The organism is Cupriavidus sp. 96C5-1 (assembly GCF_057798855.1).
The window spans coordinates 111,516-136,029 of record NZ_JBYOJU010000012.1; the positions used below are offsets into that span (position 1 = coordinate 111,516).

The 24,514-nt window shown below is 67.9% G+C and carries 23 protein-coding genes and 1 pseudogene; 11 read left to right on the forward strand and 13 right to left on the reverse strand.

Annotated features, from left to right (window positions below):
• Positions 1–214: 214 nt before the first annotated feature.
• From AC3FOF_RS15850 to AC3FOF_RS15860, 3 genes are all read left to right on the forward strand, one after another.
• Positions 215–1,807: a flavin monoamine oxidase family protein gene (locus AC3FOF_RS15850; RefSeq protein ID WP_488727087.1), complete on the forward strand. Its 1,593-nt coding sequence runs from the start codon at positions 215–217 to the stop codon at positions 1,805–1,807.
• Between the two features lie 33 nt (positions 1,808–1,840).
• The gene (locus tag AC3FOF_RS15855) at positions 1,841–2,251 is read left to right on the forward strand and encodes a c-type cytochrome (protein ID WP_017228839.1); all 411 of its coding nucleotides are present in this window, start codon (positions 1,841–1,843) and stop codon (positions 2,249–2,251) included.
• A 64-nt stretch (positions 2,252–2,315) separates the two neighbouring features.
• Complete coding sequence (locus tag AC3FOF_RS15860; RefSeq protein ID WP_017228840.1) at positions 2,316–2,831, forward strand: RidA family protein; 516 nt, start codon at positions 2,316–2,318, stop codon at positions 2,829–2,831.
• A 22-nt stretch (positions 2,832–2,853) separates the two neighbouring features.
• Here the strand turns inward: AC3FOF_RS15860 and AC3FOF_RS15865 are convergent, their stop codons facing one another.
• From AC3FOF_RS15865 to AC3FOF_RS15895, 7 genes and pseudogenes are all read right to left on the reverse strand, one after another.
• On the reverse strand, positions 2,854–3,390 hold the full coding sequence (locus AC3FOF_RS15865; protein ID WP_017228841.1) for a M48 metallopeptidase family protein: 537 nt from the start codon (positions 3,388–3,390) through the stop codon (positions 2,854–2,856).
• A gap of 11 nt (positions 3,391–3,401) precedes the next feature.
• Positions 3,402–3,629 (reverse strand): hypothetical protein, encoded by a 228-nt coding sequence (locus AC3FOF_RS15870; RefSeq protein ID WP_017228842.1) that lies wholly within the window; start codon positions 3,627–3,629, stop codon positions 3,402–3,404.
• 98 nt (positions 3,630–3,727) lie between these two features.
• Positions 3,728–4,627 (reverse strand): carbohydrate ABC transporter permease, encoded by a 900-nt coding sequence (locus tag AC3FOF_RS15875; protein ID WP_017228843.1) that lies wholly within the window; start codon positions 4,625–4,627, stop codon positions 3,728–3,730.
• The gene (locus AC3FOF_RS15880; protein WP_017228844.1) at positions 4,624–5,580 is read right to left on the reverse strand and encodes a carbohydrate ABC transporter permease; all 957 of its coding nucleotides are present in this window, start codon (positions 5,578–5,580) and stop codon (positions 4,624–4,626) included. The genes AC3FOF_RS15875 and AC3FOF_RS15880 overlap by 4 nt, the downstream gene beginning before the upstream one ends.
• Before the next feature lie 154 nt (positions 5,581–5,734).
• A complete protein-coding gene (locus tag AC3FOF_RS15885; protein ID WP_488727088.1) occupies positions 5,735–7,057 on the reverse strand; it encodes an ABC transporter substrate-binding protein in 1,323 nt (440 codons plus the stop codon).
• Complete coding sequence (locus AC3FOF_RS15890; RefSeq protein ID WP_488727089.1) at positions 7,054–8,226, reverse strand: ABC transporter ATP-binding protein; 1,173 nt, start codon at positions 8,224–8,226, stop codon at positions 7,054–7,056. The genes AC3FOF_RS15885 and AC3FOF_RS15890 overlap by 4 nt, the downstream gene beginning before the upstream one ends.
• Positions 8,227–8,288: 62 nt before the next feature.
• Positions 8,289–9,022, reverse strand: a pseudogene (locus AC3FOF_RS15895) (dihydroxy-acid dehydratase domain-containing protein).
• A gap of 421 nt (positions 9,023–9,443) precedes the next feature.
• On the opposite strand from AC3FOF_RS15895, the gene AC3FOF_RS15900 reads away from it, so the two are divergent.
• On the forward strand, positions 9,444–10,253 hold the full coding sequence (locus tag AC3FOF_RS15900; RefSeq protein WP_017228848.1) for a FadR/GntR family transcriptional regulator: 810 nt from the start codon (positions 9,444–9,446) through the stop codon (positions 10,251–10,253).
• A gap of 75 nt (positions 10,254–10,328) precedes the next feature.
• Entirely contained in the window at positions 10,329–11,996 is a 1,668-nt protein-coding gene (gene ettA, locus AC3FOF_RS15905) for an energy-dependent translational throttle protein EttA (RefSeq protein ID WP_017228849.1), read from the forward strand.
• Between the two features lie 91 nt (positions 11,997–12,087).
• On the opposite strand, the gene AC3FOF_RS15910 is transcribed toward ettA, so the two are convergent.
• The 4 genes from AC3FOF_RS15910 to AC3FOF_RS15925 all read right to left on the reverse strand — a co-directional run bounded on the left by AC3FOF_RS15910 (position 12,088) and on the right by AC3FOF_RS15925 (position 16,429).
• Positions 12,088–13,251 carry a metallophosphoesterase gene (locus AC3FOF_RS15910; protein ID WP_276264964.1) on the reverse strand — a complete coding sequence of 388 codons (1,164 nt, stop codon included), beginning with the start codon at positions 13,249–13,251 and terminating at the stop codon, positions 12,088–12,090.
• A 199-nt stretch (positions 13,252–13,450) separates the two neighbouring features.
• Complete coding sequence (locus AC3FOF_RS15915) at positions 13,451–14,755, reverse strand: MATE family efflux transporter (protein ID WP_488727114.1); 1,305 nt, start codon at positions 14,753–14,755, stop codon at positions 13,451–13,453.
• A gap of 79 nt (positions 14,756–14,834) precedes the next feature.
• Positions 14,835–15,356 carry a winged helix-turn-helix transcriptional regulator gene (locus AC3FOF_RS15920; RefSeq protein WP_488727090.1) on the reverse strand — a complete coding sequence of 174 codons (522 nt, stop codon included), beginning with the start codon at positions 15,354–15,356 and terminating at the stop codon, positions 14,835–14,837.
• A gap of 143 nt (positions 15,357–15,499) precedes the next feature.
• Complete coding sequence (locus tag AC3FOF_RS15925) at positions 15,500–16,429, reverse strand: LysR family transcriptional regulator (RefSeq protein WP_488727115.1); 930 nt, start codon at positions 16,427–16,429, stop codon at positions 15,500–15,502.
• A 172-nt stretch (positions 16,430–16,601) separates the two neighbouring features.
• On the opposite strand from AC3FOF_RS15925, the gene AC3FOF_RS15930 reads away from it, so the two are divergent.
• The 6 genes from AC3FOF_RS15930 to AC3FOF_RS15955 all read left to right on the forward strand — a co-directional run bounded on the left by AC3FOF_RS15930 (position 16,602) and on the right by AC3FOF_RS15955 (position 22,835).
• Positions 16,602–17,525 carry an SDR family oxidoreductase gene (locus tag AC3FOF_RS15930; RefSeq protein ID WP_488727091.1) on the forward strand — a complete coding sequence of 308 codons (924 nt, stop codon included), beginning with the start codon at positions 16,602–16,604 and terminating at the stop codon, positions 17,523–17,525.
• Positions 17,526–19,031: an acyl-CoA synthetase gene (locus tag AC3FOF_RS15935; RefSeq protein ID WP_488727092.1), complete on the forward strand. Its 1,506-nt coding sequence runs from the start codon at positions 17,526–17,528 to the stop codon at positions 19,029–19,031.
• 108 nt (positions 19,032–19,139) lie between these two features.
• Positions 19,140–20,120, forward strand: a complete 981-nt coding sequence (locus AC3FOF_RS15940) for a Bug family tripartite tricarboxylate transporter substrate binding protein (protein WP_488727093.1) — start codon at positions 19,140–19,142, stop codon at positions 20,118–20,120.
• Positions 20,121–20,259: 139 nt separating this feature from the next.
• Entirely contained in the window at positions 20,260–21,756 is a 1,497-nt protein-coding gene (locus AC3FOF_RS15945; protein WP_488727094.1) for a chloride channel protein, read from the forward strand.
• A 129-nt stretch (positions 21,757–21,885) separates the two neighbouring features.
• Complete coding sequence (locus AC3FOF_RS15950) at positions 21,886–22,077, forward strand: hypothetical protein (protein ID WP_017228541.1); 192 nt, start codon at positions 21,886–21,888, stop codon at positions 22,075–22,077.
• Between the two features lie 95 nt (positions 22,078–22,172).
• Positions 22,173–22,835: a hypothetical protein gene (locus AC3FOF_RS15955; protein WP_017228542.1), complete on the forward strand. Its 663-nt coding sequence runs from the start codon at positions 22,173–22,175 to the stop codon at positions 22,833–22,835.
• A 79-nt stretch (positions 22,836–22,914) separates the two neighbouring features.
• Here the strand turns inward: AC3FOF_RS15955 and dapB are convergent, their stop codons facing one another.
• Complete coding sequence (gene dapB, locus AC3FOF_RS15960) at positions 22,915–23,724, reverse strand: 4-hydroxy-tetrahydrodipicolinate reductase (protein ID WP_017228543.1); 810 nt, start codon at positions 23,722–23,724, stop codon at positions 22,915–22,917.
• An 88-nt stretch (positions 23,725–23,812) separates the two neighbouring features.
• Positions 23,813–24,262: an Lrp/AsnC family transcriptional regulator gene (locus AC3FOF_RS15965; RefSeq protein ID WP_017228544.1), complete on the reverse strand. Its 450-nt coding sequence runs from the start codon at positions 24,260–24,262 to the stop codon at positions 23,813–23,815.
• Positions 24,263–24,514 lie beyond the last annotated feature (252 nt).

Genomic DNA, 24,514 nt, shown 5'->3' on the forward strand with positions numbered 1-24,514 from the left:
GTGCATTCGGCGCATCATCCCTTGCGTGGCCACGTTTTGCGGATGATGCGCATGGGCAGGCCAGCGACGACTCGGTGGGGGGGCGCGACCGGATATGCCAGAAATGGCATGGATGTTGCGTGGCCTATTCGGCGCATCGCGCTGCCGTGCCCTGCCCGACGGGGTTGGCGGCGCGCAAGCGCAATCCCCATACAGACTCCTCGACAGCCTGAACATGACTTCAATCGACAACAAGGCCTTCAGCCGCCGCGACCTGCTTGCGCTGGTCGGCAAGGCGGCGGGTGGCGCGGCGATGTACCAGGCCATGACCTCGCTCGGCCTCGCGGCGGAATCCGGCTACACGGGCCCGCCAAAACTCGATGGCGCCAGGCGCGGCGCCTCGGTGCTGATTCTCGGCGCGGGACTGGCCGGCATGGTGGCTGCGCTGGAGTTGCGGCGCGCCGGCTACAAGGTGCAGATCCTGGAATACAGCGGCCGCGCCGGCGGCCGTTGCTGGACCCTGCGCGGCGGCGACGTTTTCGCCGAGATGGGCGGCGCCGTGCAGCGCTGCGAGTTCGCCAAGGGCGAATACCTGAATCCTGGGCCGTGGCGCATTCCTTACCACCACCATGCGGTGCTCGACTATTGCAAGCGGCTGGGCGTGGCGCTCGAGCCTTTCGTGCAGGTCAACTACAACGCGCTGGTGCACTCGGCCAAGGCCTACGGCGGCAAGCCGCAGCGCTACCGCCATGTGCAGAGCGATTTCCAGGGCTATGTGGCGGAGCTGCTCGGCAGGGCGGCCACGCAGGGCAACCTGGACACGGCGCTCACGCGTGAGGACAAGGAAAAGCTGCTGGAGGGCCTGCGCAAATGGGGCGCGCTCGATGCGCAGATGCGCTACCGCGAAAGCGCACTCACCAGCGACCGGCGCGGCTACGAGACCGATCCCGGCGGCGGCCTGATGCCGCTGGCCAAGCCATCCAGGCCGCTGGAGCTGGGCGACCTGCTGCAATCCGGCCTGTGGCGCTATATCGCCAGCGGGCAGGAGTACGAATTCCAGAGCACGCTCTTCCAGCCGGTGGGCGGCATGGACATGATTGCCCAGGCCTTCCAGCGCGAGGTGGGCAGCCTGATCCGCTATCACGCCAAGGTGACGAAGATCGTGCAGGACGAGCGCGGTGTCACCGTGACCTATACGGACGACGCGCACGGCGGCGCCGTCACCCAGGCCAGGGCCGACTGGTGCCTGTGCACCATCCCGCTGTCGGTGCTGAGCCAGCTCGATGTGCAGGTGGGCGACGCCATGCAGCAGGCCATCAACGCGGTACCTTATGACGCCTCCATCAAGATCGGCCTGCAGTTCAAGCGCCGCTTCTGGGAGGAGGATGAAGCCATCTACGGTGGCATCAGCTATACCGACCTGCCCATCACGCGCATCTCCTATCCCTCCACGCGCTACGGCGCCAAGGGCAAGTCGGTGCTGCTGGGCGCCTACGCCTTCGGCCCCAATGCCTACGAGTTCACCGCCATGACGCCGCAGGAGCGCGTGCGCCGCGCGGTGGAGCAGGGCAGCCAGCTGCATCCGCAATATGCGCGGGAGTTCGACAACGGCATCGCGGTGGGCTGGCACCGGGTGCCGTGGTCGCAGGGCTGCTATGGCTTGTGGACCGACGAAAGCCGGGAGAAGCACTACAGGAACCTCTGCCAGATCGATGGCCGCATCGCGCTGGCGGGCGAGCATGCTTCCTATATCCCGGCCTGGCAGGAGGGCGCGTTGCTGTCCGCGCTCGACGCGATCGAACGCCTGCATGCGCGTGCCGTCTCGTGATCCGCTGATCCGCTTCCACAGGAATCCACATCCATGAATGCCATGATCTTCCAACGTGCGCTTGCCGTGCCGGCCCTGCTGCTGGGGCTGGCGTTGTCCGGGCTCGCGCAGGCGCAGTCCGATCCGGTCTTTTCCGCCGGGCCCAGGTTCCAGCAGACTTCCGGCGAGGCGATCTTCCATGCCATCTGCCAGGGCTGCCACATGCCGCAGGCGCAAGGGGCGAAAGGCGCCGCCGCGTATCCCGCGCTGGCCGGCGATCCCCGGCTGGCGGGAGCGGACTATCCGCTCTATGTGGTGCTGAACGGCCAGAAGGGCATGCCGTCTTTCGGCAAGATGCTCGACGATGCGCAGATCGCCGCCGTGGTGGGCTACGTGCGCACGCATTTCGGCAACCAGTACACCGATACCGTCACCGCGGAAAACGTCGCGAAGCTGCGGCACTGAGCGACGCGCCGCAAGGTCCGCCCGAGGCAGCACCAACGCCGATATCAACTACAAGGATTCCTACATGTCATTTCACTTCCGCAAGCCGGTCCTCGCGCTCTGCGCACTGTCCGCCTTCGCCGCCGGCGCGGCACACGCCGCCGACGATGTGATCCGTCACCGCATCCCCAACTCCACCTTTCCCATCGCCGCCGCCGTCGAGATTCCGACCACGGTTTCCACGGTCTATCTGTCCGGGCAGGTGCCGCCGGTGCAGGACGCCACCCAGCCGCGCGACAACCCGCTCGCCTATGGCGGCGATACCAGGGCGCAGACCGTCGGGGTGCTGAAGGCGATCGAGAAAAGCCTGGCCGGCCTGGGCCTGGGGCTGGGGGACGTGGTGAAGATGCAGGTGTTCCTGGTGGGCGATCCCGCCAAGGACAACAAGATGGATTTCGCCGGCTTCATGGAGGGCTACACGCAGTTCTTCGGCACCAGGGAGCAGCCGAACCTGCCGACGCGTTCGGTGTTCCAGGTGATGGGGCTGGCCAATGCCGCCTGGCGCGTGGAGATAGAAGTGGTGGCCGCGCGCCGCAAGTAGGGCCGGCACGCTTGCGCGGGCGCTAGCCGGGTTCGAGTTCGCGCCACGCCAGGAACAGGCGCGTGTCGAATTCCAGCTGGTGGTAGGCCGGCTCCATGTATTCGCAGAGCCGGTAGAACGCCTTGTTGTGATCGCTTTCCTTCAGGTGCGCGAGTTCGTGCACCACGATCATCCGCAGGAATTCGGGTGGCGCTTCCTTGAACAGGGACGCCACGCGGATTTCCTTCTTGGCCTTGAGCTTGCCGCCCTGCACGCGCGAGATGGCGGTGTGCAGGCCGAGCGCGCGATGCACCACGTCGATCTTGGCGTCGAACGCAACCTTGTGGATGGGCGGCGCGGTGCGCAGGAATTCCTGCTTCAGCTCCGCCGTGTAGTCGTACAGCGCGCGGTCGGTCTGCACGGTGTGGCGCGCGGGGTATTTCTTCGCCAGGTGCTCGCCCAGCCGGTTGGCGGCAACCAGCTGGCGCACCTGGTCCAGCACGCCCTCCGGATACGCGCTCAGGAAGCGCAGCGGGTCCTTGACGCCGGGGCGCCAGGCGTTGCTGCCGGGGACGGGCATGTTACGGCTGCTCAATGGTGATGGTGGTGGTGATGCGACCAGTTGCCGTCGACGGAGCTGACGAAGGATGCCACTGCATCCTTGTCGCCGGTGGCGTGGCGCATCAGTTCACCGCACTTGCACCAGCCCTGGTACGGCGTGATATGCGAGCATGCCGATACTTTCTGCAGGAACAGCGTGACGGGCTTGGTGCACTTCTTGCACTTGAAGGTCAGGGTGCGGGCGGGTTTGGGGCTCATGTGATTCTTGCCTGGAAGCGGGATGATTCAACGGCGCCGGGACTGCCGCCGGCGCGCAACAAGCCGCATTTTAGCCTGCCCTCGCCACGCGCGTTCCCTTACTCCTTCACCGCCCCCGTCATGCCCGAGACGTAGTACTCGACGAAGAACGAATACACCAGCGCCACCGGCAGCGAGCCGAGCAAGGCGCCGGCCATCAGCGCGCCCCAGTGGTACACGTCGCCCTCGATCAGCTCGGTGACGATGCCCACCGGCACCGTCTTCACCTCGGAGGAGGAGATAAAGGTCAGCGCGTAGATGAACTCGTTCCACGACAGCGTGAAGGCGAAGATGCCGGCCGAGATCAGGCCGGGCACGGCCAGCGGCAGGATGATCTTGACCAGGATCTCCCAGCGCGTGGCGCCGTCGATCAGCGCGCACTCCTCCAGCTCGTAGGGAATGGAGCGGAAGTAGCCCATCAGCAGCCAGGTGCAGAACGGGATCAGGAAGGTCGGGTAGGTGAGGATCAGCGCCCAGCGCGTATCGAACAGCCCGAGCTGGAACACGATCGACGCCAGCGGGATGAACAGGATCGAGGGCGGGATCAGGTAGGCCAGGAAGATGGCTAGCCCGACCGGCTTGGCGCCCTGGAAGCGCAGCCGCTCGATCGCATAGGCGGCCAGCACGCTGGCCGCCAGCGAGGCAAAGGTGGACACCGTCGAGACGATCACGGTATTGAGCAGCCAGGCCGGGTAGGGCGTGTCGAACAGCAGCTTCTTGAAGTGCGCGAAGGTGGGCGCCATCACCCAGAACGGGTTGGCGCTGCGCATCAGCAGTTCGCCGTCTGGCTTGAAGGCGGTGATCGCCATCCAGTAGAACGGAAACAGCAGCACGAAAACGAAGATGCCCAGCGGGATGTAGATGGTCACCCAGCGCCGCGGGATCGACTGCAGGTAGTCCATGCCCTGCTGTTCGGGCGCCGTCAGCGCCGCCGCATCGGCTTTTGCTTTTGCTTTCATTTGTCGCCTCCCTGTTGCCAGGCGCGCCGCTGCAGGCCGAAGTAGGAGAACAGGATTGCCGCCAGCAGGAAGGGCACCATCATGGTGGCGATGGCCGCGCCTTCGCCCAGCGAGCCGCCGGGAATCGCGCGCTGGAAGGACAGCGTGGCCATCAGGTGGGTGGCGTTGAGCGGGCCGCCGCGCGTGAGTACGTAGATCAGCTGGAAATCGGTGAAGGTGAACAGCACCGAGAAGGTCATCACCACCGCGATGATCGGCGTCAGCAGCGGCAGCGTGACGTAGCGGAACTGCTGCCACGGCGTGACGCCGTCGATGGAGGCGGCCTCGTACAGCGTGGGCGAGATGGTCTGCAGCCCGGCCAGCAGCGAGATCGCGACGAAGGGAATGCCGCGCCAGACATTGGCGGCGATGGTGGAGAAGCGGGCCAGCCACGGGTCGCCGAGGAAGTCGATATAGCGGTCGATCAGCCCGAGCTTGACCAGGGTCCAGCTGATGATGGAGAACTGCGCGTCGTAGATCCACCAGAAGGCCAGCGCCGACAGCGCCGTCGGCACGATCCACGGCAGCAGCACGATGGCGCGGAAGAAGGACTTGAACGGCAGGTTCTTGTTGAGCAGCAGCGCCAGCCACAGTCCCAGCGCGAACTTCAGCACGCTGGCCACCACGGTGTAGAAGAGCGTGTTGAACAGCGCCAGCTGCGTCAGCGAGTCACCGGCCAGGTAGGTGTAATTGGCCAGGCCGATCCATTCGCCGGTGCCGCCGATCTTGGTGTTGGTGAAGCCGAGCCACACGCCGAGACCGAGCGGATAGGTCAGGAAGACCAGCAGCAACAACGCGGTGGGCAGCATGAACAGCAGCCCGAGCGCATGGCGGTTGTTCAACAGCCGCGAGAGCGCGGGCACGCCCGGCGGCGGCTCCGGCATGACGAGCGGCTTGTCTATGCCTTGGTCCATCGGACCTCCTTTCCCCCGAGGGGCCTGGTTTGATGCACCGGCTGCCGCTTGCCCGGCACGCCCGCAGTGCGCTGCTTTGCCTCGCCCCGTCAAGCTCGAGCGGGGGAGACACGCCAGACGTCTGCGATGCCGGCCACGGCAAGGGCCGGCGGCGCTAAGCCTTGTAATACCGCTGCGCCCGCTCCGCCGCGCGCGCCGCCGCCTCCTTGGGCGTCTTGGAGCCACTGGCGGCCTCGGCCACCATGTCGACCACGATGTAGTCGGCCATGGCCGCTGCCGAAGCCGTGCCCAGCGGGCCGGCGTGGCCGTTGTCGAGCATCAGCGAGGCGGCCTCGCGGTAGACGGTGTGCTTGGGGTCGGCCGTCCAGATCGGGTTGGCCTCGTAGGCCTTGAGCGGCTGGCTGACGTAGCCGATGGCGGCTTCCATCCACGGGTTGTATTGCTCGGGCTCCATCATGAACTGCAGGTAGGCCTTGGCCGCGTTCGGGTACTTGGCATGCTTGAACAGCATCATTTGCGTGATCTGCATCAGCTCGGTCGGCTTGCCCGATGTGCCGATGGGAAAGTGCGCGTGCTGGATGTCGCGCGCCATTTCCTGCAGCTTGGGTTCCTTCGAATTCTTGGCCGCGTAGTAGACCGAGATGCCGTTGGCGGTCAGGCTGATCTGGCCGTCGAGGAAGGCCTTGTTGTTCGACGGGTCTTGCCACGACAGCGTGCCCGGCACGAAGGTGGCGTAGAGCTGCCTGGCATACTCCAGCGCGGCCCAGGTCTCGGGCGAGTTGACCACGACCTTGCCCTTGGTGTCGACCAGCATGCCGCCATGCGACCACAGCAGCCAGTGCGCCCAGTTGTTGCCGTCGCCGACCGCCTTGCCCAGCGCGAAGCCGCAGGGCGTGCCCTTGGCCTTGAGGCCCTGGCACAGCTTGAGGAAGCCGGGGAGATCCTTGGGAATGGTGTCGAAGCCTGCTGCCCTGACATGGCTTTCGCGATAGACCAGCGCATTGCCGACCACGCCCAGCGGCAGGCCGATCCACTTGCCGTTGTGCGTGCCGTATTTGCGGCAGACGTCGTACCAGCCGCCGTACTTGCCGCCCAGGTAGTCGGCCAGGCCGGTGAGGTCGACCAGCTTGTCGGGGTATTGCTGCGGGTCGTCGAACCAGCCGACGATGATGTCCGGCCCGCTGCCGACGCTGGCCGCCACCGCGGCCTTGGGCCGCACGTCTTCCCAGCCTTCGTTGTCGACGCGCACCTCGACGCCGGTCAGCTCGGTGAATTTCTTCGTGTTGGCATTCCACAGGTCTTCGTCGCCCTGCACGAAGCGCTTCCAGCGCAGCACGCGCAGCTTGGCGCCGGCTTCCGGCTTGGCCAGCAGCGGGGCCGGGGCGGCGAAGGCATGGCCGCCCAGCGCCGTGGTGGCGGCGACCGCAGCGGTGGATAGCAGGAAATCGCGCCTCGTGAAATTGGTCGGTGTGCTCATTGCTTTGTCTCCTCCGTGGTCAGGGGCTGCGCCCCGTGCTGGTCTTGCCTGTTTCCCGGGTCGCCCGCCGGTGCCGGTGCGCCATGGCGCAGCAGCGTCTGGCCCGATTCGGCATCGAACAGGTGGCTGTGCTGGTGGTCGGGCACCAGGTGCAGGATGTCGCCCGCGGCGAAGTCGTGGCGCTCGCGGAAGACCGAGATGAACTCCGTCTCGCAGAAGCGGGAATAGATCTCGGTGTTGGCGCCGGTGGGCTCCACCACCGAAACGCGGGTCTGCAGGCCCTGGCCGGGCGCGCCCAGGCTCAGGTGCTCGGGGCGCGCGCCGTAGATCACGCGCTGGCCGTCGATGCCGGTGCGGCTGTCGAAGCGTGCGGGCGCGGGCAGGCGCGTGCCATCGGGGAACTCGACCATCGCCGCGCCGCCCTGGCGGTGCAGCACGCCGGGGATGAAGTTCATCGCCGGCGAGCCGATAAAGCCAGCCACGAAGAGGTTGTCGGGGCGGTCGTAGAGTTCGAGCGGCTTGCCGCGCTGCTCCACGCGGCCGTCGCGCATCACCACGATCTGGTCGGCCATGGTCATGGCCTCGATCTGGTCATGCGTGACATAGACCGAAGTGGTGCGCAGGCGCTGGTGCAGCTCCTTGATCTCCGCGCGCATCTGCACGCGCAGCTTGGCATCGAGGTTGGAGAGCGGCTCGTCGAACAGGAACACCTGCGGATCGCGCACGATGGCGCGTCCCATCGCCACGCGCTGGCGCTGCCCGCCGGAGAGCTGGCGCGGGTAGCGGTCCAGCAGGCTGTCCAGGCCGAGAATGGCGGAGGCCTTGTCCACCTTCCGCTTTATCTCGTCCTTGTTGCCCCGGGCGAGCTTGAGCGAGAAGGCCATGTTGTCGTAGACCGTCATATGCGGGTAGAGCGCATAGTTCTGGAACACCATGGCGATGTCGCGCTCCTTGGGCGGCAGGCGGTTGACCACCCGGCCGCCGATGGCGATCTCGCCGGTGGTGATTTCCTCCAGCCCGGCAATCATGCGCAGCAGCGTGGATTTGCCGCAGCCGGATGGCCCGACCAGCACGGTGAACTGGCCGTCTTCGATATCGATGTCCACGCCGCGTATGACCTGCGTGCTGCCGAAGATCTTCTCGATGCCGCGAATCTGTACCGATGCCATGCCTGGTGTCTCCGTGTGGCGTTCGTGCGGGGGCCGCTGCTGCTAATCGTTCGACGTACGCCTCAGTGGTTGTCCTTGGGCACGGCGGCGCCGCTCTTGCCCACCAGGAAATCCAGGTCGGCGCCCAGGTTGGCCTGCTGCACATGTTCGACGTAGAGCCGGGTCCAGCCGCGTTCCATCGGCAGGGCGGGCGCCTGCCACGCGGCGCGGCGGCGCTGCAGTTCTTCGTCGGAAACATGCAGGTGCAGCTTGCGTGCGGCGACATCCAGCTCGACCATGTCGCCGTCACGCACCAGCGCCAGCGGGCCGCCGGTCGCCGCCTCGGGCGCCACGTGCAGCACCACCGTGCCATAGGCCGTGCCGCTCATGCGCGCGTCCGACACGCGGACCATGCAGGAGGCCGCGCCCATCATCAGCGCCGGCGTGGTCTTGTCGCAGCCCATCAGCAGCACCGCGCCGTCGATCGGGTTGCCGCGGATCGATTCGTCCACGTCCATGCTGGCCAGGTTGCGGAACAGCATCGCGTCGGGCGCAGCATGGTCTCGCCCAGCGACATCACCGGGAATTCGAGTGGGAAACCTCCCGCTTCCCACACGCCGATCTTGACCTGTTCAGCCAGCGTGCGGAAGTGCGAGTTGCAGGGGGGGAGTTCGGAATAGGTGTTGCAGATGCCGATGACCGGGCGGCCGTCGAACTGGTCGTGGGGGATGCGGCGGTTCTTCAGCCACGAACGGTAGATGAAGCCATCGCGGTCGAGGCGGCCGAACCAGGCCTGGCTGCGGCGCGTGGGAGGCAATGGGGATGACGGGGGCTTCGGCGGCGTTTCGTCGTTCACTCGGGTCTCCTGCGTTCTGCGGGGTGCCGCGTGGCAACGTCCAGCGCGTTGGCGCCGCCTGTGCCGATGCCCGCTTTATTGTGCGATGCAGCTCCGGAATGCCTGCGACCGTCACTGCCTTGCCGCGCATGCCGAGTGAGCGGAGTCTAGTTCAGGAGTGTGGACAGGTAAACTGGTATTACCAATTAATGGTCTCTACGGATGCCGCCGCCCAGGCTGCGGCGCGTTCGCGCCCGGTCTGGACATTCAGGGGGGCGCTGCATAGACTCCAGCGGAGCGGACAACTGGTCAAGCCAATTGCGGGGCGGAACCTGTCCGCAGGTATGCCATCGTATAATCCGCGCCCTGGAGATTCGTCCTGGCCGCTCGGGGCCGCTTGTCCATGCCTATTCAGTCGATCGAACCGCAACGCCTCTACCGCCAGATCAGCAGCCAGCTGCGCGCGCTGATCCTGGCAGGCGAATTTCCCGCGGGCTCGCGCCTGCCGGCCGAGCGGGAGCTCTCGGTGCAGTTGGGCGTGAGCCGGCCGTCGCTGCGCGAGGCGCTGATCGCGCTCGAGGTCGAGGGCTATATCGAGGTGCGGATGGGCTCGGGCATCTATGTGCGCGAGCCGCCTGTGCCCGCCGAAGGCGGTTTCGACCTGTCCGGCGAGGAAGGGCCGCTTGAACTGATCCGCGCGCGCGCCCTGGTCGAAGGCGAGGTTGCCGCGCTGGCGGCAAGGACCGGGCGCAAGGCCCAGTTCGACGCGATCGAGGCGGCGATCGAACAGATGGCCGCCGATGCCGCGGCCGGCATCAAGCCGCTGGAAGCCGATCGCCTGTTCCATGTGCGCGTGGCCGAGGCCAGCGGCAACAGCGTGCTGGCGGGCGTGGTCAGGCGGCTCTTCGACCTGCGCCTGGGGCTGCTGTTCGACCAGCTGGACAGCCACTTCGAGACGCCCGAGGTATGGGCGCAGGCGATCGCCGAGCACCGTGAGGTGCTGGCGGCGCTGCGCGGCAAGGATCCCGAGCTGGCACGCAGCGTCATGCAGCGGCATATGGACATTGCCTTCCGCCGCCTGACCTCCAGCCTGACCCGCGCCCGCAAGCGCAACCGCAGCCCGAATGGCGGCGCAGACAGCAGTCCGGATGGCGCCAAGGGCCCGCCCGCCGTCACCGGGAAAACCGCCCGATCGCGCAAGAAGGCCTCCTGACGGGCCGCGGCCGGAGCGGCTTTGCTACACTTGGCCGATTCCCTCCCCCGATTCCCTCATTTCTCTCGGATCCGCATGGCACAGTACGTATTCACCATGAACCGCGTGGGCAAGATCGTCCCGCCCAAGCGTCACATTCTCAAGGACATCTCGCTGTCCTTCTTCCCGGGCGCCAAGATCGGCGTGCTGGGCCTGAACGGCTCGGGCAAGTCGACCGTGCTGAAGATCATGGCGGGCATCGACAAGGAGATCGAGGGCGAAGCCACGCCCATGCCCAACCTGAACATCGGCTACCTGCCGCAGGAGCCGCAGCTGGATCCCGAACAGACCGTGCGCGAATCGGTGGAAGCCGCGCTGGGCGGCGTGTTCGAGGCGCGCCAGAAGCTCGATGAGATCTATGCGGCGTATGCCGAGCCGGACGCGGATTTCGATGCGCTGGCGGCCGACCAGGCCAAGTACGAAGCCATCCTCGCGGCCAGCGACGGCAACAATGCCGAACTGCAGCTGGAGATCGCCGCCGATGCGCTGCGCCTGCCGCCGTGGGATGCCAAGGTGGGCAACCTGTCCGGCGGCGAGAAGCGCCGCGTGGCGCTGTGCCGCCTGCTGCTGTCGCGCCCCGACATGCTGCTGCTCGACGAACCCACCAACCACCTGGATGCGGAATCGGTGGAATGGCTGGAGCAGTTCCTTACGCGCTTCCCCGGCACCGTGGTGGCGGTGACCCACGATCGCTACTTCCTGGACAACGCGGCGGAATGGATCCTGGAACTGGACCGTGGCCACGGCATTCCCTGGAAGGGCAACTACAGCTCCTGGCTGGACCAGAAGGAAGCCCGCCTGAAGCAGGAAGAGTCGAGCGAGTCGGCACGCCAGAAGGCGCTGCACAAGGAACTGGAATGGGTGCGGCAGAACCCCAAGGGCCGGCAGGCCAAGTCCAAGGCGCGTCTTGCCCGCTTCGACGAACTGAACAGCCAGGAATACCAGAAGCGCAACGAAACCCAGGAAATCTTCATCCCCGCGGGTGAGCGGCTGGGCAACGAGGTGATCGAGTTCAACGGCGTGAGCAAAGCCTACGGCGACCGCCTGCTGATCGACGACCTCAGCTTCAAGGTGCCGCCCGGCGCCATCGTCGGCATCATCGGCCCCAACGGCGCCGGCAAGTCGACCTTCTTCCGCATGCTCACCGGCAAGGAACAGCCGGACAGCGGCGAGATCAAGGTGGGCCCGACCGTCAAGATGGCCTACGTGGACCAGAGCCGCGACGCGCTCGACGGCAGCAAGACCGTGTTCGAAGAGATCTCCGGCGGCGCCGACGTGCTGACGGTTGGCCGCTACGAAACGCCGTCGCGCGCTTATATCGGCCGCTTCAACTTCAAGGGCTCGGACCAGCAGAAGCATGTGGGCACGCTCTCGGGCGGCGAGCGCGGACGCCTGCACCTGGCCAAGACGCTGATCTCGGGCGGCAATGTGCTGCTGCTGGACGAACCCTCCAACGACCTCGACGTGGAAACGCTGCGCGCGCTGGAAGACGCGCTGCTGGAGTTCGCCGGCTGCGTGATGGTGATCTCGCACGATCGCTGGTTCCTGGACCGGATCGCCACCCACATCCTGGCCTTCGAAGGCGAGTCGCACGTGGAGTTCTTCCCGGGCAACTACCAGGAATACGAGGCGGACAAGAAGCGCCGCCTGGGTGAAGAGGGTGCCAAGCCCAAGCGTATCCGCTACAAGCCTATCGCGCGATAAGCACGATCAGGCCGGTGGCGCGCGGTTGCGCGCTACCACAGGGCAAAGGGCCCCGCGTGCGCGGGGCCCTTTGCTTTTTGCGTGTCCGGCTTTACGCCACGTTCGCGTTGCGCGCCGGCGCCGGCTTGGGCACCAGCCTCAGCTTGGTAATCTCCGAAGGCGCGCCAAACCGCTTGGGCGGTCCCCAGTAACCGGTGCCCCTGCTCACATATACCCACATCGCCTCGTGCCGGTTCAGCCCGGCGGTATAAGGCTGCTGCATCGGCACGAACAGGTTCCACGGCCAGAACTGGCCGCCATGCGTATGCCCGGAAAGCTGCAGGTCGAAGCCCGCGGTGGCAGCGGCGGTTGCCGTGCGCGGCTGGTGCGCCAGCAGCACGCGCGCGGCTGCGACGGCGGGTGCGCCCGCCAGCGCGCCGGCCGGGTCGCTGCGATGGCTTTCGTCGAAACGGTGCGCGGTGTAGTCGGTCACGCCGGCCAGCACCAGCGCTTCCTCGTCCTGGCCGATCACCACATGCTCGTTCATCAGCACGCGCAGGCCCAGCCTGCGCAGCTCGTCGATCCACGGCCCGGCGCCGGCGTAGTACTCATGGTTGCCGGTGACGAAGTAAGTGCCGTGGCGCGCTTTCAGGTCGCCCAGCGGGGCGGTGTGCGAGGCCAGTTCGCGCACGGTGCCGTCGACCAGGTCGCCGGTGATGGCGATGGCGTCCGGCGCCAGCCCGTTGACGCGCTCGACGATGCGTTCCAGGTAGGCGCGCTTGATGGTCGGGCCGACATGGATATCGCTGATCTGCACGATGGTGAAGTCGTGCAGCGAGTCGGGCAGGCCGGCGATCGGCACCTCCACCTCCACCACCCGCGCCAGTCTCCGCGCATTGACGAATCCCAGCGCGGTGACCAGCAGCGCGAGCACCGGCGCCGCGGCGGCGGTACGGGGCAGCAGCCAGGCCGGATGCCAGCCGGCGATGGCGCTCACCAGCAAGAGTACGTCGCGCCCCACCGTCAGCACCAGCAGCGAGGAGAAGAGGCCCATCGCCAGCATGCCGACCCAGGTGAGGGCGTCGGACCAGGGCTGGTCCAGGCGCCGGGCCAGCAGGCCGGCGGGAATCAGCGGCCAGGACAGCGCCAGCCACGCCACGGCCAGCGCCTTGGCGATGAACGGCACGGGCAGGTCGGGCAACAGGCGCAGCCCGATATAGGCGTGCAGCAGGCCGACCACGAGGGCGGCAACGAAAACGGTGGTGCGAGGGGGCATGGCACCTTCTGCGGAGGAGGATGGGCTTGGCGGCCGGCCGGGTGCGGCCCGCGTCACGCTGTTGCCGGTCGGGCGGCGGCCACAGTCAAGAGTAGTTTGGGCCGGAAGCGCCGCACTTCAAGGAAAGATTGCAGAGCGCGGCGACGCGTGCCGGCGGGCCGGATCAAGCAAGCTGCGAGCCCGGCATGCCCTGGCCAGCTCAGCGTGCCGACCAGTTCACCTGCCGCACGCCCAGCGCGGTTACCACGCCGTAGGCGCTGATGCCCAGCGCCACGCCGAGGAAGTGGCCGTCCAGGCCCATGCCGGCCACGTTCGCCAGCAGCCAGCCGCCGCCGGCGGCCAGCGCGATGCGCGAGACGCCGGCCGCCATCGGCCAGCCCATGCGGCCCGCACCCATCGACGCGAAATACAGCGCCATGCCCAGGCCGAAGCCGCCAAAGGCCGGGGCGACCCAGGACAGCGCGCGCGTGGCGATGCCCGCCACTTCGGCATCCTTGGTAAAGAGCGCGGCAAAGGTGTCCGGCGCCAGCCCGACCGCCGCGCCCACCGCGCCGGCCACCGCCAGCGCCAGCAGCGCCCCGGCCCAGGCCGTGCGCCGCGCGGTGATCCAGTCGCCCGCGCCCACCGAACGGCCCACCAGCGCGGTCAGCGCCGAGCCGACACCGAAGGCCAGCGGAATCATCAGGAACTCCAGCCGCGCGGAAATGCCGTAGGCGGCCACCGCCGCCGTGCCGTAGTGGCGCAGTTCGGCGGTCACCAGGATGGTGGTCAGGTTGGCCACCGAGGCCAGCGCGCAGGCCACCAGCCCCACCGACAGGATGCGCGTGAACAGCGCCCGCGAAGGGCGCGCCCGCAGCACCGGCACAAAGCCCGCGCCGCCACGCAGCACCACCCAGGCCATGGCCAGCGCCGCCGCCCACGACACCGCCGCCAGCGCCGCGCCGATGCCCGCCAGGCCCATGCCCGCCGGCTCGGCCAGCGTCCACGCCAGCACCGGGAAGGCGATCCACATCAGCGACAGCACGCGCGCCGCCAGCGCGTGGCGGCCGCCGCCGCGCAGCACCGAGGCCAGCGTGTTGGCCAGCCAGGCCGGCACCGCGCCCGCCCCGAACAGCCAGATCGCGTAGGTGGCGGCAGCGTCGGCGGCAGTCTGCCCGGCCACCGCGCCGAGGATGCCGCGCGGGAACCCGGCCAGCGTCACGGCGAATACCAGGCCCGCGGTGATGGCGATGATGAGCGCGTGCAGCACCAGCGACGAAGCCTCCTCGCGCTTGCCCGCGCCGAGCGCGCGGGCGATGGCGGCCACCACGCCGCCGCCCATGGCGCCGGTGGACATCTGCTGCAGCAGCAGGGCGAAGGGCAGCACCACCGCCCAGCCCGCCAGCGCCGCCGTGCCCTGGCGCGCCGCCAGCCAGGTCTCGAGCAGTTGCGCCGCGGCCTGCAGGAAGGCGATCAGGCTGGTGGGCGCGGCCAGCACCAGGATGCCACGCACCAGTTCGCCCATCGGCGGCTGGCCGGCAGCGGCGGTGTTTGCAATGGCAGAGGACGCCAGCGCGGCTCCGGCCAGCGGATTGGCTTGTGGCTCATTCATGGCCGGGCTCGCCTTCATCCGCCGTCATGGCGGCGGCTTCGCCGGCAAACCGCCGCCGCAGATAACCGCCCGCGCCCGGGCCGGGCGCCACGCGCAGGTCGTCCACCGTTACCGGACTGCCGTCGGCCCGGGTCAGCGCCGGCGCGGCGATCTCGCCGCCGGTACGCCTGTCCTGCAACAGGGTGAGCGGGCCGCGTTCGTCGGTCATCCAGCGGTCGGCCCAGGCCTTGAGCGCCACGAAGGCGGGGAAGAAGCCGCGGCCTTTTTCGCTGAGGCGGTAGACATGGCGCGCGCTGTCGGGCGCCGGCACCCGCTCCAGCATGCCGTGCTCCACCAGGGTTTTCAGGCGCGCGCTCAGGATGTTGGGCGCAATGCCCAGGTGGCGCTGGAATTCGTCAAAGCGGGTGCTGCCGTAGAACGCCTCGCGCAGCACAAGAATGGCCCAGCGCTCGCCCAGCACCGCCATCGAGCGGGCAATCGGGCAGGGCATGCTGGCAAAGTCGGTATGGCCCATGGTCTCCTCCGTCCGGCTTGCGGGTTTGGTCTTTACGTTTACTTTCGTATTGCAAGCCAAGGGTGTCCGCGCATCTTAGCTTGCAAATTGAAAGTTTGCAGGCGAGCGGGCAGGCTGCGGTTGCCGGCAGCCCCGGCCGGGCGTCAGGGTGGATCCAATGCAGCGGCATTGCCGCTGAAAACTTCCAGCGCCGGAATCCGCTGGCGCAGGAATTCGATCAGCGCCCGCGTGGCCATCGACGGGTGGAGGTTGGGCGTGGTGATGATGAAGAGCCGGTTGCCCAGGCCCTCGGGTTTCCATTCCTTCAGCACCGGCACCAGGCGGCCTTCGCGCACATCCTCCCAGCCCGCGTAGACCGGCAGTAATCCCACGCCGTGGCCCTCGCGCACCGCGCGCATCAGGAAGGGAAAATGCTCGGACTGCAGATGCGGGCTCAGCTCGACCTCGTCGCGCTGGTCGCCGCGATCGAGGGTCAGGATGAAGCGCCGCGCGGGGTAGGGCGGGCACAGGAACTGGCAGCGCGCCAGGTCGGCCGGCGCCAGCAGCGGTCCGCTGCGCGCCAGGTAGGCGGGCGCGGCGCAGAGTTGCCAGTCGATCGCGCAGATATCGCGCGCCACGTGGTCCAGCGGCGGCTGCGAGGTGACCTTGAGCGCCACGTCGATCTCGGCGGCGATCAGGTCTACCACGCGATTGGCGAAGAACACGCGCAGCGTGATGCCGGGATGCCGGTCGGCGAACTCCAGCAGCAGCGGCGCCAGGAAGGTGTCGCCCAGCCCGGTGGGCACGCTGATCCGCACATGGCCGCGCAGGGTCTTGCCCAGGCTGTCGATCTCGGCCTGGGCCGAGGCCACCTCCTGCAGGATGCGCAGGCCGTGCTGGTAGAGCGAGCGGCCCGGCTCGGTGAGCTCCAGCCGGCGCGTAGTGCGGCGCAGCAATTGCGCGCCGGCCTGGTGCTCCAGTTCGCGCAGCTGGCGGCTGACCTGCGAGCGCGTCACGCCGCGCCGGCGCCCCGCCTCGGACAGATTGCCGGCCTCGACGATATCGACGAAGGCCTGGATCAGGTTGAGGTCCATCGGGGATTCCATGGAGGATTGTCGATTCTGGCGCAACATTGTGAGTCGCTGCGGGGGAATTGTCGATGCCGTGCCACGGGACTACAGTGTCCCTTCCCCGCCGGACCGGCTGCGGCGGGGCCAGACCGGCGCAGGAACGCACCAAGGCGCCGCACAACAAGGAGGAGACACCATGTTCAAGGACGATCTTTTCGCCGGTCAGCGCGTGCTGATCACCGGGGGCGGCACCGGGCTGGGCCTGATCATGGCCCAGCGGCTGGCGGGGCTGGGCGCGGAACTCCACCTGTGCGGCCGGCGCCTGGCGGTGCTGGACCAGGCCGCCGAGATGCTGCGCGGCCAGCATGGCGGCAAGGTGGTGACCCATGCCGTGGATATCCGCGACGCCGCCGCCGTCGATGCCATGATCGAGTCCATCTGGACCCGGCACGGCCCGCTCGACTGCCTGGTCAACAACGCCGCCGGCAACTTCATCAGCCGCACCGAGGACTTGTCGCCCAATGGCTTCAACGCCATCTCCGACATCGTTTTCCGCGGCACCTTCTACACCACCCAGGCGGTCGGCAAACGCTGGATCCGCGACGGCCATCCCGGCACGGTGCTCTCCATCGTGGTGACCTGGGTCTGGACCGGATCGCCCTTCGTGGTGCCGTCCGCCATGTCCAAGGCCGGCGTGGATGCCATGACCAAGTCGCTGGCGGTCGAGTGGGGCCGGCACGGCATCCGCTGCAACGCCATCGCGCCCGGCGTGATCCCCACCGAGGGCGCGGGCTCGCGCCTGCGCCCGCAGGATTCGCAGCAAGACGCGATGAGCGGCCAGAACCCCACCGGCCGCATCGGCCAGCCGCAGGACATCGGTAACCTCGCTGCTTTCCTGCTGGCCCGCGACAACTCCTGGATCAATGGCCAGACCATTGCGCTGGATGGCGGCGACTGGCTCGCCAACGGCGCTTATTTCAAGCAATACCTGGGCTGGGGCGATGCCGAGTGGCAGGCCGCGCGCGAGCGCATCGCCGCCAGGAACGCCGCCGACCGTGCCGCCCGCACGGTCAACGCCCCGGCTCCCACGACCATGACCAAACAAGCTGGAGACAACTGAATGGCAGCCGACCTCTGGTTCGAAGGTACCCACCTGAGCGGCGACGCGCTGCTGGATCGCGGCGCGCGCCTGGCCGGCGGCCTGCGCGCGCTCGGCCTGGCCGAAGGCGACGTGGTGGCGGTGCTGCTGCGCAACGACGCGGTCTTTGCCGACATCGTTCACGCCTGCCGCACGGCCGGCGTGTATTACTGCCCGATCAACTGGCACTTCACCGCCGAGGAGATCCGCTTCCTGATGGCCGACAGCGGTGCCCGCGCCTTGATCGGCCATGCCGACCTGCTGGACGGCATGCGCGCCGCGATACCCGAAGGCGTGCAGGTGCTGGCCGTCGCGGTGCCGGGCCAGGACAGTCCCGCGGGCGCGATCGACTACGAAAGCTGGCTGGCCGTGCAGCCGCACTACGACGGCCCGCGCGTGGCGCCGCGCGGCCATATGGCCTATACCTCCGGCACCACCGGCCGCCCCAAGGGCGTGCTGCGCGCGGCGATACCGCTCGCCACGATGGAAGAACAGCTGGCGCGCATGCGCTCGGTGGTGGCGCAGACCATGGGCATCGAGCAGGGCTGCCGCGCGCTGATGGCCGCGCCGCTGTACCACAGCGCGCCGGGTGTGTTTATCCAGAACGCCCTGCAGGTCGGCGAACGCCTGGTGCTGTGCGCGCGTTTCGATCCGGAGCAGGTGCTGGCGCTGGTGGAGAAGCATCGCATCGATGTGCTCTACCTGGTGCCCATCATGTATGTGCGCATGCTCAAGGTGCCGCCCGAGGTGCGTGCGCGCTACGACCTCTCCTCGCTGCGCTTCGTCGCCTCCACCGGCGCGCCGTGCGCGCCCGAGGTCAAGCGCGCCATGCTGGACTGGTTCGGCCCGGTGATCCACGAAACCTACGCGTCGAGCGAGGCCGGCATGATCACCGTGGCCACGCCCGCGGACGCGGTGGCCAGGCCTGGCACAGCCGGCCGCGCGGTCGACGACGGCGAAGTGCGCATCCTCGACGAGCAGGGACGGCCTTGCGCGCCCGGCGAGATCGGCCTGGTCTATGTGCGCCAGCCGGCTTATCCCGACTTCACCTACCGCAACAACGAAGCGGCCCGCAGCGCCATCGACCGCGACGGCCTGGTCAGCCTGGGCGACATGGGCTATCTCGACGCCGACGGCTACCTGTTCATCTGCGACCGCGCCTCCGACATGGTGATCTCGGGCGGCGTGAACATCTATCCGGCCGAGATCGAGCACGAACTGGTGCGCTATCCCGGCGTGGCCGACTGCGTGGTGTTCGGCGTGCCCGACGACGAATATGGCGAGCGCCTGCTGGCCATGGTGCAGCCGGTGCCGGGCGCCAGCCTGGAAGAGGGCGCGATCATCGAATGGCTGCGCCGGCACCTGTCCGGCTTCAAGGTGCCGCGCACCATCGTGATCGAAGCCCAGCTGCCGCGCGACGACACCGGCAAGCTGGCCAAGCGCCGCCTGCGCGACAAGTACTGGGAAGGGCGCACGCGGCGCGTCTGAGACGGGCAGGCCCGGCTTCCGGCAAGCCGGGTACGAGGCAACAAGGCAACAAGGCAACAAGGCAACAAAGCAACAAAGCAACAAAGCAACAAACACGAAGGAGACGATATGCAACGCTGGATACCCGGATGGCGCGCCCTTGCCGGCGCCGCGGCGCTCGCTTGCGCGCAGGTCGCAATGGCTGCTGCCTTCCCCGACAGGCCGGTCAGGCTGGTGGTGCCCTATGCGCCCGGCGGCTCGGCCGACCAGCTCGCGCGCGCCATGGCCGATGGCATGGGCCGCGAACTCAGGCAGCCGGTGGTGGTGGAGAACCGGCCCGGCGCCAACACCATGATCGCCGCCACCGGCGTGGCGCGCGCCACGCCCGACGGCTACACCGTGCTGCTGGCGAGCAATGCCAGCATGGTGCTCAACCCGATGCTCTACAAGAAGGTCAACTACGACGCCAAGCGCGATTTCAAGGTGATCTCGATCACCGCGGAGATTCCGCTGGTGGTGGTGACCAATGCCCAGGTGCCGGCCGCCAATATCCGCGAGTTCGCCGGCTATGCCAAGGCCAACGCCGGCAAGCTGAACTACGCCTCGGTCGGCCTCGGCAACCCGCTGCAGCTGGCCACGGAAATGCTCAAGAGCGAACTGGGCATCAACCTCACCCATGTGCCCTACAACGGCAGCGCCCCCGCGCTGGCGGCATTGCTGGCCAACGACGTGCAATTGATGATCGATGTGGTCAGCACGTCGCTCCCGCATATCAAGGCCGGCAAGCTCAAGGCGCTGGCAGTGACCAGCAAGGAACGCCTGGAAGTGCTGCCTGACGTGCCGACCGTGGCCGAGGGCGGCCATCCCAACTACCAGGCCGCCACCTGGTTCGGCCTGGCGGTGCCGGCCCAGACCCCGCCCGACGCCATCGCGCGCCTGCAGGCCGCGGCGGCCAGGACCACCAGCGATCCGCAGTTCCGGCACACCTTCGCCACGCTTGGGCTGGTGATCCAGCGCCCGCGCGACAGCGCTGAAATCCAGCGCTACGTGGAGGCCGACCGCGCTCGCTGGGGTACGGTGATCCAGGCCAACCATATCTCGCTGGATTAACGAGGCACGAGGCGCGAGGCGCCAGGCTCCGGTAGCAGCGCGGCACCTGCGGCGGCGATGGGCGTATAGTTCCATCACGCCGTGATGAATCCGACCCTCGGGCCAGTCACGGTGTTTTTTTGCCCATGCCTGCCGCACCATGAACGACAACGCGTCTGATCCGCCACGCGACCCGCAGCACGATCCCCATCGCGATCCGCCCCCCGTCCCCCGCGAGCCGCATCGCGATGCCAGCGCCGAAACCGACCGGCTGCGCGCCCTGCGCCGCCGGGCCCGCCTGGCCGCCGACCGCAAGTCGCGCCAGATGTGGCGCATCTCCCGAACCACGCTGCGCTACGCCGTCTTCATGTGCGGCGCCGGCTGCGTGGCGCTGTTCTCCCTGATCTTTGCGTGGATTGCCGAAGTGGCGCTGCGCTGGAACTACCGGCTGACCGAGGCCACGCCCTGGCTGGCCTTCGTGCTGCTGCCCTTTGGGCTGGCCGCGCTGCGCTGGCTCACCATCCGCCTGGCCCCGCAGGCACGCGGCAGCGGCATTCCGCAGGTGATCGCGGCCGTCAATCTGCCACCCTCCGGGCCGGCGCAAACCGTGCTGGTGTCGTTCCGCCAGTCGATGTGGAAAGTGCTGCTGACCACCGGCGGCCTGCTGGCGGGCGCCTCGATCGGGCGGGAAGGTCCCTCGGTGCAGGTCGGCGCCGCCGCCATGCTGGCCTGGGGCCGCTGGTGCCATGAGCGCCTGCAGTTCCGCATCGGCTTCCACCCCAATGCGCTGATTGCCGCCGGCGCCGCCGGGGGCCTGGCAGCGGCGTTCAATACACCGCTGGCCGGCGTCGTGTTCGCGATCGAGGAACTCGGCCGCGGCACCGCCGTGCGCTGGGACCGGCTGGTGCTGTCGGGCGTCCTGACCGCCGGTTTCCTGTCGCTGGCCATTCTTGGCAACAACCCGTACTTCAGCGTCAAGACGCCAATCCTGGCACTGCATGATGCCTGGGGGCCGGTGCTGCTGTGCGCGCTGGTCAACGGCGTGCTTGGCGGCCTGTTCGCCAAGTTGCTGGCCGGCGGTGTGCCGGCGCTGCTGCCGGCGCGGCTGCGTGCGTGGCCGGCGCAGCACCCGGTACTGGTGGCTTTCCTGTGCGGCCTGGTGGCCGCGGCGATCGGCTGGTCCACCGGCGGCGCCACCTTCGGTACCGGCTATGAGCAGGCAGCCGGCCTGATCAACGGCGAGCCGCATGCCACGCTATGGTTCGGCATCGCCAAGCTGGCGGCCACCGTGGTGTCGTATTTCGCGGGTATCCCGGGCGGCATCTTTACGCCCTCGCTGGCCATCGGCTCCGGCATCGGCGCCAATGTGGCGCAACTGGTCGGCCACTTCTTCGGCGGCATGACCGAGCCGCGCGTGCTGGCGCTGGTTTCCATGGCGGCCTTCCTGGCCGCCGCCACCCAGGCGCCCATTACCGCCAGCGTGATCGTGATGGAAATGACGCGTTCGCAGGATCTCACGGTGTTCCTGCTGGCCGCCTCGCTGCTGGCCTCCTTCCTCGCGCGCCAGTTCTGCCCGCATCCGTTCTATCACCACGTGGGGCATGCCTTCCGGCGCGAAGCGCTGAATGTCACGCGCAAAGTGGCGTCCGCCCCATAAGGGCAGGATGAGGCCATGGTACGGGGCGCTGCTTTGCCTTAACATGAGCGGCGCCCGGGCCATGCACCCGGCGATGTGCAGCGGCGGCACATGAGGATTCGCGCCGGCATCATGCACCGGGGAGCACAGATGGCCACGCAACGACCGCCGGGCGCTACCGGCGCCAAACGTCCGTCCAGCACGCGCGCTGCGCAGCCGCGCCCGGCACGTTCGCCACGCCGGCAGCTACCACCCAGCCGGGTGCCGCGGCTGCTGTTGTGGGGCCTGCTGCTGGTGCTGCTGGCGGTATTGGCAAACGCGGTGCTGCATATGACGCATTAACCCCCGGCAGGCGGCTGCCATGCCACCTGATGGCAGGTGGCAGGAACCACGCACGCGGGGGGCGCTCCAATCCGGAGCTTTTCTCAGGAGTCTGGATGAAATACCCCCTCGCCGGGCTGGCCATGGCCAGCCTGCTGTTGATATCGCCCTGGGCCGGTGCCGCGTCCAAGGATGGCGCCGCCGACACGCTGGCGCCGATGCTGGATAGCCTGGCGATCGGCAGCCCGCTGCCGGCGCTGCCCGATTGTGCCGACAAACGCAGCGCCGATGGCCGCGATGTGACCGCCCTGTGCGTGGAATTGCGCGGTGACGGCGTGATGCGCCAGGTTGGCGTGCCGCGCGATAAGCGGCCCGCCTTCATGGACGGCCCGCATGTCGTCGCCTTTGTCGATGGCAATGCCCTGGTCGGGCTGATCGTGCCGACCGACGGCGTGCGCTCCGAGAACGACGCAGTGGAGAGCCTGACCGCGCGCTTTGGCAAAGCCTACCGATCGGAGCAACTGAGCATCAAGGACAAGGCTGGCAAGGTCGTCAAGAGCGTGCATGCCGGCTGGATGAAGAAGCCGCTGACCGTGGAGCTCTACGCCATTCCGGAAGATCCCAATACAGGCACCATCGAGATGCTGCTGCCCCAGGCGCGCTTGCTGATGGCCAACCAGGATGCCGCCATGGCGCAACAGCTCAATCCCACGCCGGCATCCGAAGCGCAGGCGGCCGGCAAGGCGGGGGCGAAGAAGGGGAAGGACGGGAAATGGTGAAGAGGCGCCGGCGCGGTTTGAAGCGCGTGACGCTTACCCGCCCGGGCGCAAAACGAAGCTGACCCGATTCGCCAAAGCCTCAAAGCCCTTCCATCACCTTGTCCAGCCCGCGCACCAGCCCCGTTACCGTGTGCACCTTGCGGATCGCCAGCAGCGCCCCGGACACATAAGGCTTGGAGCCGTCACCCGCCTCATGCTTGAGGTGCAGGCGCTGGCCGTCGGCGCCGAAGATCACTTCCACGCCCAATTGATACCCGGGCAGGCGCACCGCATGCACCTGGCTGCCGGACAGGGTGGCGCCCCGGGTTTCCTTCGGCCCTTTGACCTGATCGACGGGCACCACCTGCGCCGCCTCGCGGACCTGCCCCAGCCGATAGGCCAGCTCTCGTACCGTGCCGGAGGGCACGTCGACCTTGCCTGCCTTGGCGTAGTCGATGATTTCCCAATGTTCCAGGTGCCGCGCAGCCATCTCGGCGAATTTCTGCAGCAGCACCACCGTGATGGCGAAGTTGCCGCAGGCCAGCACGCCGCGCCCGGCCTGGTGCGCGGCGGCATCGATCTCGGCGTAGTCCTCGTCGGACAGCCCCGATGTGCCCACCACCACATGCGCGCCCTTGGCCAGCGCCTGCAGGATATTGCGCTTGGCAACGTCGGGCCTGGTGTATTCCACATAGACGTCGAAGGCGCCCTCCGCCAGCTCGTCGATGCTGGCCACCGCCACGCCGGGCGTGCCCTTGTGCGCGGTCAGTTCGGCCAGGGTCTGGCCGGCGGCGCCGCGCGACAGTCCGGCCACCAGCGTCATATCGTCCGCGTGCGCCACGCCGCGCGCCAGTTCGCCGCCGGCCCAGCCGGTCACGCCGCCCACGGCGACTCGAATGCGATTGCTCATCGTCCTGCTCTCCGATCGTTGGTCCTGAGGTTGGTCCGGCCTTTTCGCCGCGTTGTGCGGCATAGGCCTCTTGCATGCGCCGCGCGGTTCAGCCCGCCGCCCGCCGCCGGTCGATCTTGCGCGCCAGCACGATCGACGTAGTGGTGTGGTTGACGCCATCCAGCGCGCCGATTTCGTCAAGAAGCTTGTCCAGGCGGGCATGCGTGTCGCAGCGGATCACCGCCATATAGTCCACCGGGCCGCTGACCGAATTCAGCTCCTCTATCTCGGGAAAACGCTGCAGCGCCCGCACCACCGCAGGCGCGGCCTTGGGCATCACCGACATGCCGCAGAACGCCAGGATGGCGCTGTCCTCCATCACCTTGCCAAGCCGCACGCCATAGCCGGCGATCACGCCCTCCCGTTCGAGCCGCGCGATGCGGGCCACCACGGTGGTACGGGCAATGCCGAGCTTGCGCGACAGGTTGGCTGCGTTTTCACGCGCGTTGGCCTGCAGCAGGGAGAGCAGGTGGCGGTCGGTCTGGTCGAGGTCGGTCATGAGCCTGGCGGCAGCTGCGGGAAGGTCCCGGGCGGTACCCAGCGACGCATTGAATGAAAGGGTTTCGACGTTTCGACTGATTGTGATGTCGAATCGTTCGAAAGTCAGGCCTTTTCGTCAATCTTGTCCCTTCATTCTGACTGTGCCCGCAACCATACTTTAATCGCGGACAGACACCGATGAAACACTGCCAAGAGGGACATCATGACCAACATCACGCCAACCGGCCATCTGGACCACACTGGACACCTC